The organism is Asticcacaulis taihuensis, assembly GCF_900100255.1.
GTDB lineage: Bacteria > Pseudomonadota > Alphaproteobacteria > Caulobacterales > Caulobacteraceae > Asticcacaulis > Asticcacaulis taihuensis.
Window position 1 is genome coordinate 74732 of the sequence record NZ_FMTS01000007.1, and the last position, 13636, is coordinate 88367.

10 protein-coding genes are annotated in these 13636 nt (G+C 60.9%); 3 read left to right on the forward strand and 7 right to left on the reverse strand.

Going from position 1 to position 13636, the window contains the following annotated elements:
- Positions 1 to 37: 37 nt before the first annotated feature.
- From BLO49_RS15585 to BLO49_RS15610, 6 genes are all read right to left on the reverse strand, one after another.
- Positions 38 to 1468, reverse strand: a complete 1431-nt coding sequence (locus tag BLO49_RS15585) for a sugar porter family MFS transporter (protein ID WP_090650283.1) — start codon at positions 1466 to 1468, stop codon at positions 38 to 40.
- A 337-nt stretch (positions 1469 to 1805) separates the two neighbouring features.
- Positions 1806 to 3593, reverse strand: a complete 1788-nt coding sequence (locus BLO49_RS15590; RefSeq protein ID WP_090650285.1) for an IlvD/Edd family dehydratase — start codon at positions 3591 to 3593, stop codon at positions 1806 to 1808.
- Positions 3586 to 4530 (reverse strand): SMP-30/gluconolactonase/LRE family protein, encoded by a 945-nt coding sequence (locus BLO49_RS15595; protein WP_090650286.1) that lies wholly within the window; start codon positions 4528 to 4530, stop codon positions 3586 to 3588. The genes BLO49_RS15590 and BLO49_RS15595 overlap by 8 nt, the downstream gene beginning before the upstream one ends.
- A gap of 114 nt (positions 4531 to 4644) precedes the next feature.
- A complete protein-coding gene (gene xylB / locus BLO49_RS15600) occupies positions 4645 to 5406 on the reverse strand; it encodes a D-xylose 1-dehydrogenase (RefSeq protein WP_090650288.1) in 762 nt (253 codons plus the stop codon).
- A gap of 45 nt (positions 5407 to 5451) precedes the next feature.
- Complete coding sequence (locus tag BLO49_RS15605) at positions 5452 to 6645, reverse strand: fumarylacetoacetate hydrolase family protein (protein ID WP_090650290.1); 1194 nt, start codon at positions 6643 to 6645, stop codon at positions 5452 to 5454.
- 188 nt (positions 6646 to 6833) lie between these two features.
- The gene (locus BLO49_RS15610; RefSeq protein ID WP_090650291.1) at positions 6834 to 7892 is read right to left on the reverse strand and encodes a LacI family DNA-binding transcriptional regulator; all 1059 of its coding nucleotides are present in this window, start codon (positions 7890 to 7892) and stop codon (positions 6834 to 6836) included.
- A 242-nt stretch (positions 7893 to 8134) separates the two neighbouring features.
- On the opposite strand from BLO49_RS15610, the gene BLO49_RS15615 reads away from it, so the two are divergent.
- A complete protein-coding gene (locus BLO49_RS15615) occupies positions 8135 to 10114 on the forward strand; it encodes a sialate O-acetylesterase (protein ID WP_090650293.1) in 1980 nt (659 codons plus the stop codon).
- Positions 10111 to 11763, forward strand: a complete 1653-nt coding sequence (locus tag BLO49_RS15620; protein ID WP_090650294.1) for an alpha-L-fucosidase — start codon at positions 10111 to 10113, stop codon at positions 11761 to 11763. Before BLO49_RS15615 ends, BLO49_RS15620 begins: the two co-directional genes overlap by 4 nt.
- A 214-nt stretch (positions 11764 to 11977) precedes the next feature.
- Here the strand turns inward: BLO49_RS15620 and pstS are convergent, their stop codons facing one another.
- Positions 11978 to 13045 carry a phosphate ABC transporter substrate-binding protein PstS gene (gene pstS, locus BLO49_RS15625; RefSeq protein ID WP_090650296.1) on the reverse strand — a complete coding sequence of 356 codons (1068 nt, stop codon included), beginning with the start codon at positions 13043 to 13045 and terminating at the stop codon, positions 11978 to 11980.
- 128 nt (positions 13046 to 13173) lie between these two features.
- Between pstS and BLO49_RS15630 the strand changes: the two genes are divergently transcribed.
- Positions 13174 to 13632, forward strand: coding sequence for a hypothetical protein (locus BLO49_RS15630; protein ID WP_090650298.1), 459 nt, complete (start codon positions 13174 to 13176; stop codon positions 13630 to 13632).
- The last annotated feature ends 4 nt before the right edge of the window (positions 13633 to 13636 follow it).

The window sequence follows — 13636 nt, forward strand, 5'->3', positions numbered from 1 at the left end:
AGGGCGGCGCCTTTCCCTTGCGCCGCCCCGCAGTCTTTTAGGACTTCTTCCAGAGGCTTTCAATGGCCTCAAGCGTCTTGCCCTTGGTTTCCGGCACGAACTTCCACACGAACAGCGCGGCCAGGACCGAGCAGGCGGCGTAGACGTAATAGTTCAGGCCGTGATTGAAGACCGCATTGATCGCCGTATCGCCATCGACCACCTTGAACGAGGCGGTGACAATATAGTTGGAGATCCACTGCGCGGCGACGGCGACGGCCATGGCCGGTCCCTTGATCGAGTTCGGGAACATTTCCGACAGCAACACCCAGACGACCGGTCCCCACGACAGGGCGAAGCCGGCGATATAGAAGATGGCGGCGTAAAGCAGCGCCGTACCTTCGGTATGTGTCTGGAAGAAATAGCCCAGCAGCGCCATGGAAACAGCCATCATCAGGGCACCGAGGATCAGCAGCGGCTTGCGGCCCCAGCGATCGACAGTGACGGTGGCGACTAGGGTAAACAGCACATTGGCGGCGCCAACGATCACGGTTTGCAGCAGGGCCGTATCGGTGCCGGAGCCCATATTCTTGAACATCAGCGGGGCATAATACAACACGGCGTTGATGCCGACGAACTGCTGGAAGACCGAGAGCAGCACGCCCACCACGATAACGCCGGCGCCGAAGGAGAAGAGCTTGCCGGAATGTTCCTTGAGGCTGTCCTTGATTTCCGCCATGGTATCCTTGGCGACTTCGGGACCATCAAGCGAGGTGAGGAGTTTCATGGCCTTTTCTTCATGGCCCTTCATGACGTACCAACGCGGGGTATCCGGCATGAAGAAGGCAGCCAGGAAGAACAGGGCGGCTGGAATGGCGCAAGAGGCCAGCATGTGGCGCCAGCCGGTGGCCAGAACCCAGGCATCGTCACCCATTTCGCCGATTTTCAGATTGACGAAATAGACCAGCAACATGCCGCCGACGATGGCGATCTGCTGGAAGGTGACCAGCAGGCCGCGCTGCTTGGCCGGGGCGATTTCGGCGATGTAGAGCGGTGAAATCAGCGAGGCCATGCCGATAGCGCAGCCACCGAGGAAGCGATAGACCATGAAGGGGGTGAGCGCGTCAGGCCCCATGCCGCCGATCGGGCCCAGGCCCAGTTCCGGATAGCCGGCCATGATCGATGAGATGAAGAACAGCACGGCGGCGATCATCATGCCCGAACGGCGGCCGATGGCGGTGGCCAGCGGACCGGCGATCAGCGAGCCGAGGAAACAGCCCCACAGGGCGATGCCGACGGCATTGCCGGTCATGGCGTTACGGGCCAGTTCGCTCAGTTCGGTGCGCGGCTGGACGAAATTGTGATCGATGGCTTCGACGGCGCCGGAAATGACGGCGGTGTCGTAACCGAACAAAAGACCGCCCAGGGCCGCGCCGATGGCGAGACCCATGACCAGTCCCATATTCACGGACTTGGTTGTTGAGGACATACCCCTAAAACTCCCTTGTGAGCGGACGACATGTCCGCCTTCCCTAACCTGACGCGCCCTCGCCGGATCTTTCCCTGTGTCCGGTGTTATCTGCGCGTTTATAAAACCTTAATTCGCTCTTGGCTTTTGCGCAAGCATAGTGACCGAAAAGAGCGATACAATCTAATAACTTAGGCGAAAATTCGCCTGGTTACACGCGAAAACTGTTAACGCTAACAATGATGAAGGGATGACGCACCGCACCATCCCTTCTGCCTGTTTAATTGTTATGGACATTTTTCATTTTGCCATAATCACTGACGCGACCTACGGCATCCCAAAACATCCACCTGATTTCTCAGTGATTATGCCGGGGCAACTTTTCGGCGATCTTCGTATATTTCAATGCTGGCTCCATCACGCCGCCGGTGTGCAGTTGCGATACCGTGGCGCGGTAGATTTCCTGCCACGGCGTCTGGCTTTCGGGCACCGGCGGCAAACCGTCCTTTTTGCGTGTTTCGATAACATCGGGCTCGACCAGCATGTCGCAGGTGCCTTTGTTCAGGTCAATGCGGATGATATCGCCGGTACGGAGCCAGGCCAGGCCGCCGCCTACCGCCGATTCCGGCGAGGCATTGAGGATGGACGGCGAGTCCGAGGTGCCCGACTGGCGGCCATCGCCCAGGGTCGGCAGGGAAGTGATGCCGCGTTTCAACAGGGCGTCGGGCGGCTGCATGTTGACCACCTCGGCGGAACCCGGCCAGCCGACAACGCCGGAGCCACGGATCACCAAGATGGTGCGCTCATCGATGCCAAGCGCCGGATCATTGAGGCGGTTGTGATAATCAGTCGAGCCATCGAATACGACCGCCTTGCATTCAAAGACATTTTCGTTACCCGGCTCGCTGAGATAGCGATCACGGAATTCCTTCGAGATCACTGAGGTTTTCATGATGGCGAAATCGAACAGGTTGCCCTTCAGCACCATGAAGCCGGCGCGTTCCATGATCGGATCGGCGACCGTCCGGATCATTTCCCGGTCCCTGCTGTTCTTGCCGGAATTGTTTTCAGCGATCGATTTGCCGGTAACCGTAGCCGCCGCCCCATCGATCAGGTTGGCATCGAGCAGTTCGGCCAGGATGGCCGGCACGCCGCCGGCACGATGGAAACGCTCACCAAGATACTTGCCCGAAGGCTGCATGTTGAGGATCAGCGGAATGTCGTGCGCCTGCATCCAGTCGGCATCGCTCAGCTCCACGCCGGCGTGACGCGCCATGGCCACAATGTGTGGCTGGGCGTTGGTCGAGCCGCCGGTCGCCGCCACCATGGCGATGGCATTGGTGAAGGACGCCTTGGTCAGGATCTTCGATGGCTTCAGGTCTTCATAGGCCATTTCGACGATACGGCGGCCGGTTTCATAAGCCATCTGACCGCGTTCGCGGTAAGGCGCCGGAATGGCCGAACAGCCGGGCAGCGAAAGCCCCAGGGTTTCAGCGACGGCGTTCATGGTCGAGGCCGTACCCATGGTGTTGCAGTGGCCAGCCGAAGGCGCCGAAGCCAGGGCGGCATCGAAGAATTCCTCCTCGGTGATCTGACCCGCCGCCAGGGCGCGGCGCGACCGCCAGATGACCGTACCGGAACCGACCAGTTCACCGTCATTCCAGCCGTCAAGCATCGGTCCGCCGGAAAGCACGATGGCCGGGATATCGACAGCCGTGGCGGCCATGATACCGGCAGGCGTGGTCTTGTCGCAGCCGGTGGTCAGGACCACGGCATCGAGCGGATAGGCGTGCAAAATCTCGATCAGGGTCAGCATCGACAGGTTGCGATCGATGGCGGCCGTCGGGCGGCGGCAGTTCTCGAAAATCGGATGAACCGGAAACTCCATGCAAATCCCGCCGGCGTCGCGGATGCCTTCGCGGGTGCGCTTGGCCAGTTCCATATGGATGCGGTTGCACGGCGAAAGGTCGCTGCCAGATTGCGCGATGCCGATGATCGGTCGCCCCGAACGCAATTCGTCGGGGGTGAGGCCGTAGTTCATGAAGCGCTCCAGATAGAGCGCCGCCATGTCGATATGGCCGGGGGCGTCGAACCATTCCTGAGACCGGAAACGGCCATTGGGAGTGGCGGGGATACGTTTAGACATGGCTGATCTCGTTCTGCGGCAAGCCCGCGATATCGGTCTGGAAAGTGAATAATCCGCCGGCCAAAGGCTGCTTTTGCAGGTCTTCGTTGCTCAAGCCCTTGGCGGCAGTGGTGGCGTAGACGGTTTTCAGGTCCGGCCCACCAAAAGCGATCTTGGTGACATTGGACACCGGAAATTTGACGCGGCGGATCAGGCGGCCATCCGGCGCGTAACAGTTGACGCCCCAGCCGAAAAAGAGCGCGTTCCACACATTGCCGGCGCTGTCGACCACCGGGCCGTCCATATAGCCGTCGCCATGTTCACTGTGACGCGCAAAGTCGCCGGCGTAGCAGACCGGGCTGGAGACATCGGCCGGCGCTTCCTGATCGAGTTGCGCGAAAACACGCTTGTTTGAGAGGTGGCCGTCAGCGCTCAGATCGAAGGCGAAGATAATCTTTTTCAGGGTGTCGTTGTGATAGAGCGTTCGGCCATCAGGAGAGACCGCCGGGCCATTGGTGATGACATAGTCATCGTCCATCATCTTCAGCCCGCGCGCGTCATAACGATAGAGCTTGCCAGTCGGATGATTTTCATCGTCATCCATCGAGCCGAACCACAGGCGCCCCTGCGCATCGACATAGCCATCATTCAGGCGATTACCGGGCAGGCCGGGTTCGACATGGCTCAGGAAGGCGAAGGCGCCGGAAACAGGGTCGAAATCGTAAAGACCCGTCTTGCAGCCGACAATGAAGCCGCCGCGCTGCTTGGGCGCGATGAAGCCGCAGGGGCTGGGCGCGTTGAAGGTCTGATGGCCGCCGGTCGTCACATCATAGCGATGAACGTGCTGTTTCTTGATATCGACAAACCACACGGCATGGTCCTTCGCAGACCAGACCGGTCCTTCGCCAAGGGTGGCTTTCAAATCCCAGACGCAGGTGGGTTGGAATAGGTCGGTCATGTTTGTCTCTTTGAAATTAAGAAACCCCACCACCACATCTCACCGCTTCGCGGCTCGTGCGGTCCCCCTCCCCGACAAATCAGGGAGGTACAAGAGAGAAGCTTTGCAACAAATCTACCGCCAGCCGGCGTCGATCCAGTAACCGTGGCCGGTGCAGAGCGCGGCGTCGTCCGACGCCAGGAACATGGCCAAGGCTGCCACGTTTTCCGGCACGATGCGGCCTGGCAGGCACTGCGCCTCGACGATCTGGCGCTCGCCCTCCGGCGTGTACCACTTTTCCTGACGCTTGGTTTTCACATTGCCGGGAATGATGGTGGTAACGCGGATATTGTCGGGCCCCAGTTCGCGGGCCAGGGCGCGGGTGAAGCCCTCGATCGCCGCCTTGGCGGTTTCGTAAAGCACCAGGTCCGGCAGGCCGAGATGCCATGAAATCGAGCCGAAATTGAGAATGGCGCCGCCGCCGGCTGCCTTCATGCCCGGCGCCACGGCGCGGGTACACATGGCCATGTGCTTGAGATTGACGGCGATATTGGCGTCGAAAAACTCCGAGGTCACTTCCGACAGCGAATGACGGTCATCGCGCGCGGCATTATTGAGCAGGATGTGGATCGGGCCGTCGGCCAGGATGGCGGCCAGGGTCTTTTCCAGCAAAGGCGTATCGGTCAGGTCGCACTTGTGGAAGACCGGCTTCTGACCCAGCACGCCGGTATCGAGCGTGGCGCTGACATCATCGACCAGGTCGATGAAATGCACGATCGCGCCCTGGCGGACGAAACCAGTGACGAGCCCCGCGCCGATGCCGGAGCCGCCGCCGGTGATCAACACCTTGCGGCCCTTGAGACTGGGATAGATGGCAGACGGCGCGGGGGTAGTCATAGGGACTGTACTCACTTTTGCAGGAGGTATCTTCTGAGGTAATTTTTAAGCGGTTTTCTTATGGCTCTGTTCGCTGTTGCGCGCCTTCAGCAGGCCGCGATCGGCCAGGTTCTGCATCAGGTCAGCGATGCCGAAAGTCCAGTGGCGGGCATCCTTCGACGTCGTCACGCGGTTTTCCAGGCAGCCGAACTTCGGCGACGATACCTTGACGACGTCGCCCACCTTGTGGGTGAAGCCCCGACCCGGCGTATCGCGGTCCTGGGTCGGCGCAAACAGGGTGCCGAGCATCAGGACAAAGCCATCCGGATAGTGGTGCTCACTCATCGCCTGGCCAATCAGGTCAAGCGGATCGCGGCTGATCTCGCTCATGGTCGAGCGGCCGACCAGTTCGTAGCCTTCCGGGCCGTCGATCTTGAGGTCAAGTACGGCGTTACGCACATCATCGATGGTGAAGCTGTCGTCGAACATGCGGATGAAGGGACCAAGCGCGCAGGAGGCGTTGTTGTCCTTAGCCTTGCCGAGCAAGAGAGCGGAGCGCCCCTCGAAGCAGCGCAGGTTGACATCATTGCCCAGTGTCGCGCCGACGGCACGGCCTTCCGGCGTGACGACCATGACGACTTCCGGTTCCGGATTATTCCAGGTCGAATCAGAACGCACACCGACCTCATCGCCCCAGCCAACCGATGACAGCACTGGCGACTTGGTGAAGACCTCGGCGTCCGGGCCGATGGCGACTTCGAGATATTGCGACCACAGGCCATCGGCGATCAGGGCGGCTTTCAGGCGCGCCGACGCTTCCGAACCCGGCTTGACGGAACGAATATCACCCCCGACGCGCTCGGCCAGGTCGTTGCGAATAGCCTGGGCCTTGTCGGCATCGCCACGGGCGCGCTCTTCGATCACGCGCTCAACGGCTGAGACGGCGAAAGTCACGCCAGCGGCCTTCACGCATTGCAGATCAATCGGGGACAGAAGCTGGTTGCCGGTGCGATGGGCGGCCGAGCCGTCCTTCGTCCAGGTTTTGGAAAATTCGAAATCCTCGAAACCACCGAACGGCAGGCCGCCTTCGGGCACGCCGGCTTCAGGCCAGACCTTCAGCAATTGTGAAACGGTAGGCGCGATCGGCGACATGTCGAACACTTCGCCGTTTTTGATCATGATAGGCGTCGGACCGTCAGCGGTCTCGATGCGGCCAATAAGCGTCGCTTCACGCCAGTCCACAGGCAGAAAATCAGGCATTATCTCACTAAATCCTTCAATGCTTGGGCGGATAACCTCATCCGCGTCTTCTCTACCCGTTTGCAGCCGTCATTAAACCTTCGCAGGTCACAGCCTGTTTGTTAGCGCTACCAATCTGGCAGACAGCCACTTATGTCAAGCAGAAATACACTATTTCCTGCCCATAAATATAATTTTATCCGCGCAAATCAACTGGAAGCGCTTCCGATATCGGCGGACGACTGACGCTCGATCAATGAGAAGTCCCGGACCTCGCGCACGGCCTCAAACGGACGGCCGGAACGGTGCCCCTTGATCTGATCGAGGAGCAGTCGGACCGACAGCCCGGCCATGTCGGAGATCGGCTGGCGCACGGTCGTCAGTTCCGGCCAGACACTGGAGGCCATGGCCGTATCATCGAACCCCACCACGGTCAGCTTTTCCGGCACTTCCAGGCCCAGCCTGTGTGCGGAAGCCACGGCGCCGGCGGCCATATCGTCATTGGAGGCGAAGATAGCCGTAGGGCGCACCTTCTGGCTCAGCATCCGCTCGGCGGCATCGAAGCCGGAGCGATAGGTGAAATAGCCCTGCGCCACATGGCCGGGATCGATCTTCAGGCCGGCCTTTTCCATGGCGGCAGCAAAGCCGTCATAACGGATCTGGCTGGCATAGGCGTTCGGGTGCCCCTTGATGAAACCAATATCACGGTGGCCCAGTTCGATCAGGCGACGCGTCATGGCGCCGGCGGCTTTGAAATCATCGATGGTGACGCAGGAGACGTTCGGGTCAGGCCTGGCCATGGCCACGCCGACGAAGGGCATCTTCATGTCCTGCAATATCTTGGCGACCCGCGTGGAATCGCTGAGTGGCGGCGACAGGATGACCCCATCGCAGCCAGCGGCCTTCATCTTTTCCAGGGCGGCGGTGGCGCCTTCGGGGCCTTCACAGCTTTCGATCAGCAGTTGCGCGCCGCTTTGCGAGCTTTCCGACAGAATGCCGAGCAGGAACTCGCTGAGGAAGGCGACGGAGGGATTGGAATAGAGCAAGCCGATGCGCGCCGAATCCTGCGTCGCCAGGGACCGCGCGGCCAGGTTAGGCGAATAGTTCAGGGCCTCGACCGAGGCCATCACCTTGGCGCGGGTTTCCTCGCGGACGTTTTTTTCGCCGTTGATAACCCGCGACACCGTCATCGGGGAGACGCCGACATGGCGCGCCACATCATGAATGGTGACGATATTGCCCCCTCGCCGACCGACCTTGCGCGCCAAACCCAGTACCCCGTTCTATTCCGTTATTTGCGAATCTATAGGATGCAATCGCTTTCTTGGCAAATAAATGAGCAAAACCGGTCTCCGAGGCAACTGATTTCATCAAATTTCACGAATGAAAATATTTTAGCAAACGAAAATATCATACAAAAAACACTTGAAAATCGGGCGATAATTTGACGCTATAACACCGGGCGCCGGTAAGAGCGCGCCGCAAACAAAATATAGCGAGGGAGCCCGCCATGCGGCCCGATATCCGCCGAATCATCACCCTGGTCGCGACCACGGGCTTGCTGACCACCCTGTCTTTCGCTGCTCAGGCGCAAACCGCACCGCAGTTTGCCCGCATCTTTGGCGACCATGCCGTGCTCCAACGCGATCAGGCGGTCAATATCTGGGGCACCGCCGCGCCCAATGCCGCCCTGACCGTCACCATCAACGGCCAGACCACCAGCGCCACGGCCGGGGCCGACGGCAAGTGGAAAACCGCCCTACCCGCCTTGACCGCCGGCGGCCCGTACACGCTTACGGTTTCCGACGGACAGGGGGCCACAACGCTCAATGATATCCTGATCGGCGACGTCTATCTCTGCTCCGGCCAGTCCAATATGGAATTTCCGGCGCGCCTCTCGACCGGCGCCTGGGGCGAGATCGGCGCCTCGGCCAACCCCAATCTCCGCTTCGTCAATATCGAGAAGGACAGCGCGGCCGCCCCGCGCGATGACCTGAAAACCGTGCCCGTCTGGAAGGTGGCCGGCCCGGACACCACCGGAGATGCCTCGGCCGTCTGCTACTATATGAGCAAGGCCCTGCAAAAGGAACACAAGGTGCCGGTGGGCTTTATCGGCACCGACTGGGGCGGCACCACCATCCAGAGCTGGATCAGCCCGGCCGCCTTACGCACCCTTCCCGCCTATACCGCCGGCGTCGATGCGGTGGCGCAGTACGGCGCAAGCCCCGAAAAGGCCCAGGCCGCCCATGCCAAAGCCCAGGAAGCCTGGTGGGACGCGCATGACAAATCCGCCAAGACCCAGCGGGCCTGGATTTCGCCGGCCTTCAACGATTCCGGATGGTCGCACCTGAAAGTCACCGGCGGTTGGAAGGACGGCGATGCCGCCGATCTCAAGGCCTTCGATGGCGTGGTCTGGTTGCGCACCCGCGTGACACTCACTGCCGATCAGGCCGCCAAGGCCAATGAACTGACGCTTGGGCCCGTCGACACCTTCGATACCACCTGGGTCAACGGCCAATGGGTCGGCAGCAGCGGCATCAACTGGGTATGGCGTGACTACAAGGTGCCGGCCGGCGTCTTCAAGGCCGGGGAAAATGTCATCGTCCTGCGTATACTGGGCAGTGGCGGTCTGACCGGGACGCCCGATATGCGCTTCGTCAAGACCAGCGACGGCCAGGCCATTCCGCTCTCCGCTGACTGGACCTACAAGACCGGCATGGCGGCGAAAGGCCTGACGATCCCCGCAGCCCCCTGGGATGTGCCGACCAGCCTCAATACCCTCTATAACGGTATGGCCGCACCGCTGGCGCCCTATACGGTGAAGGCCGCGGCCTGGTATCAGGGCGAATCCAATGCCGATGCCGCCACTGAGTATCGCACCCTGCTGCCGATGCTGATGGCCGATTGGCGCAAGAGCTTTGCCGCGCCCGACCTGCCCATGCTGATCGTGCAGCTTTCGAGCTATGGCTCGGTTTCCACCACCCCCGGCGTCTCTCAATGGGCGGAACTGCGTGAAGCCCAGCGCCTGACCGTGGACGCCGATCCGCACGCCGCCCTGATCGTCAGCCATGATTTCGGCGACCGCAGCGATATCCACCCGACACAGAAGAACATCATCGGCCTGCGCGCTGCCCGCGCGGTTGATCATCTCGTCTTCGGACAGGCCGTTGCCCCGACCGGGCCGGAAGCCATTTCGGTTACGCGTGCAGGCCCCGACCTCGTGGTCAATTTCCGCTATGCCGACAACGGCCTGAAAACCTACAGTTCCGATACCGCCATCGGGTTCGAAGCCTGCGACGCCCAGGATGCCTGCCGCTATGTCACCGCCGTGGTCGACGGCAACCGCGTCGTGCTCAAGGGCGCCAATTCGCCGGAAACCGGCCAAGAAACCATCAAAGTGCGTTATGCCTGGTCCGACGCGCCTTTCACCAACCTCTACAGCGGCGATGACCAGCCCGCCGTGCCGTTCGAACTGAAAGTCAGCCAATGAAACTGAATCGCCGACACCTCCTGGCCTCCGCGACCGCCACGTTTTCAGGGGGCGCCGCCTTTATCGCCCCCGTCGCCGCTGAGGCTGCCCCGAAAGCACCCTTCAAGGGCTCGTGGGAGTCGCTGGCCGAAAGCTACCAGACGCCGGAGTGGTTCCGTGACGCCAAGCTCGGCATCTGGGCGCACTGGGGGCCGCAATGCGTACCCGAATACGGCGACTGGTATGGCCGCCAGATGTACCAGCAGGGCAACGGGGTTTATGACCATCACGTCAAGACCTATGGCCATCCGGCGCAGTTCGGTTTCATGGAATTCATCGGTCAATGGAAGGTCGACCAGTGGGACCCGGATCGCCTGATCGGGCTCTACAAGGCGGCGGGCGCGAAGTATTTCGTCTCGCTGGCCAATCACCACGACAATTTCGACATGTTCGATTCGAAGTACCAGGACTGGAACGCCACGAAGCTTGGCCCGAAGCGCGATGTGGTCGGCACCTGGGCGAAGGCGGCGCGGGCGCAAGGCTTGCGCTTCGGCGTTTCCAACCACGGCGCCCACGCCTGGCACTGGTGGGCAACCGCCTTTGGCTATGATGCCGAAGGGCCGGCGCGCGGCCTGCGCTATGATGCCTACCGCGTGAAGAAGGAAGACGGCAAGGGCAAGTGGTGGGAAGGTTACGATCCGCACGAACTCTATGTCGGCCCCGAAGGCGATCTGGTGCCGCCCGATGGGATCACCACCATCAAGGATATGCAGGCTTACAACGACAGCCATTCCGGCCAGTGGCCGGAAACCGTGCCACCGGGCGATCCGTACTTCGTGAAAAAATGGGCGCTGCGCCAACAGGACCTGGTCGACAAGTACCAGCCCGATCTCGTCTATTTCGACAACACCACCCTGCCGCTGGAACAGGCCGGTCTCGACGCCACGGCCTATTACTACAATGCCAGCTACAAGTGGCACGGCAAGCTCGACGTGGTGGCCACCGGCAAGCGCCTGAACGACCTGCAACGCAAGGCCATCACTGAGGATGTCGAACGCGGCTATTCCGACCGCCTGCGCGAGATTCCGTGGCAGACCTGCACCTGTATCGGCAACTGGCACTATGACCGGCCGCTCTATGAGCGCAATGGCTACAAGACCGCGAAGGAGGTTATCCAGCGCCTGGCCGACGTGGTTTCCAAGAACGGCAATATGCTGCTGAGCATTCCGGTGCGCGGCAATGGCTCGATCGACGAGAAGGAAGAAGCGATCCTGGCCGATATGGCCGCTTGGATGGCGGTCAATGGCGAGGCCATCTTCGCCACCCGTCCGTGGGATATTTTCGGCGAAGGCCCGTTCGCGCCGCCGGCGGCCGGCGACATGGATGAATGGAAGGCCAAGCCGTTCAGCCATGAGGACATCCGCTTCACCACGAAAGCAGGTGCCTTGTATGCCCTGGTGCAGGACTGGCCGGAGAATAGTTACGTTCAAATCTATTCCATGGCTGAGGGCTCTCCACAGAGAAAGGGCACGGTTGAAAAGGTCGAACTGTTGGGCCATGCCGAACCGCTGAAATTCGAGCTGGGCATGGATGGACTGAGCGTGAAACTGCCGGACGCGAAGCCGGCCTTTACGCCGGTGCTGAAGATTACGGGTTCGGGGCTGGTGTAAGACTTTAGGTCTCCCCCTCTTGGAGGGGGAGGTGGCGGGCGAAGTCCCGCCGGAGGGGATAACAGCCACAAGCGCCATATTCGACGCCGGTTTTACCCCTCCGTCTCGACGCGCTTCGCTTGCTCGCCACCTCCCCTCTAGGAGGGGAGGATTTATAAACTAAAAAACCCCGCGATCTGTGATCGCGGGGTTTTTCATTTGAGCGTCAGGAAACTTACTGCGCCGTATAAACCGGCTTGCCATCGGCCTGTACCGCCGACCATTGCTGGCGAACCATGGTCTTCACCGAATCCGGCATCGGCACATAGTCGAGCGAACCGGCGTCAGCATCGCCCGACTTATAGGCCCAGTCGAAGAACTTCAGCACGGCGGCGCCCTTGGCGGCATCGGTCTGCGTCTTGTGGACCAGGATGAAGGTGGCGCCGGCCAAAGGCCAGGCGTCGGCGCCCGGTTGGTCGAGCAGCAGCATGTAGTTGCCCGGCGCGTGGTTCCAGTCGGCGCTGGCGGCAGCGGCCGAGAAGGAAGGGGCGGCCGGTTGCGGGAAATTGCCCGCCTTGTTCTTGACCAGGGCGAAGGTGCCGCCGTTCTTCTTGGCGTAGGCGTATTCGACATAGCCGATCGAACCTACGGTCTGCTTGACGAAGGCGGCGACGCCGTCATTGCCCTTGCCGCCCATGCCGGTCGGCCATTCGACGGCGTCGGAGCCGCCGACCTTGGACGCCCATTCCGGCGATTGCGACGACAGATAGGTGGTGAACAGGAAGGAGGTGCCGGAACCATCCGAACGGTGGACCACGGTGATCGGCGTCGAGGGCAGCTTGAGATCGGGGTTAAGGGCCGTGATCGCCTTGTCGTTCCAGGCTTTCACCTTGCCGAGGAAGATATCGGCCAACAGAGGGCCGCTCAGCTTCAGCTTGCCCGGCTCGATGCCCGGCAGGTTGACCAGGGGCACGATGCCGCCCATCACGGTCGGGAACTGGTAGAGGCCGTTCTTGTCCAGGTCTTCCGGCTTCAGCGGCTTGTCGCTGGCGCCGAAATCAACCGTGCCGGCTTCGATCTGCTTGATGCCGCCGCCGGAACCGATGGCCTGGTAGTTCATGGTCGTGCCGGCTTCGGTCTTGTACTTGGCGGCCCAGGCGGCATAGACCGGCGCAGGGAAGGTGGCGCCGGCGCCGGAAATGCCGCCTGCGGGCGCGGTGGATGCGGCGTCGCCGGCGGGCTTGGACGGACTGCAGGCTGCCAGCGCCAGTATGAGGGTGAATGCGAGAACCGGCTTGAACATGGTTTTCTCCAGATATTTCCAAACGTCGCCACTAGGGACCGTAATTGTGACACCTGCGCCAATACAGTATAAAAGCGGCGTTCGCAATTTGGCTTGAACATATAAGAAAGCGATAAAGGGAGTGCGTCATGTCCTGGAAGATCATTGCCGCCGGCCTGATGGCGTTGCCCCTGATACAATGCTCGCCGAAGCCAGCCGAAGCGCCGCCACCGGTGGCAGCGAAACCGGCTGATTTTGCCTATGATATCGCCCTGCATATCAAGCCGGAAGCGGCAGATACTTTGAAACAGGTGACCATTGCTGCAAAATATTACGGCCTGCCGCGCCCCGAAACCGCCAATCAGGCAACGGCGGCCGGCGTTATCGAATTCAGTACCGACACAGTCAAGGTCAGCGCCACGGACCAAAACGTCCATATGACCGGCGCAGGGATGCCAAAGGATCGGGTCAAGGATATTACCGGCGGCGCCCCGCTGGTGCAGATCACCGTGAAGGACACATCCGGCCGCATCGGGTGCAGCGTCTTCCAGGACTATGTGAAGACAGCACAGCAAAAGCCGGTCGATATCTGGTGCGGGTTGAAATAGATGA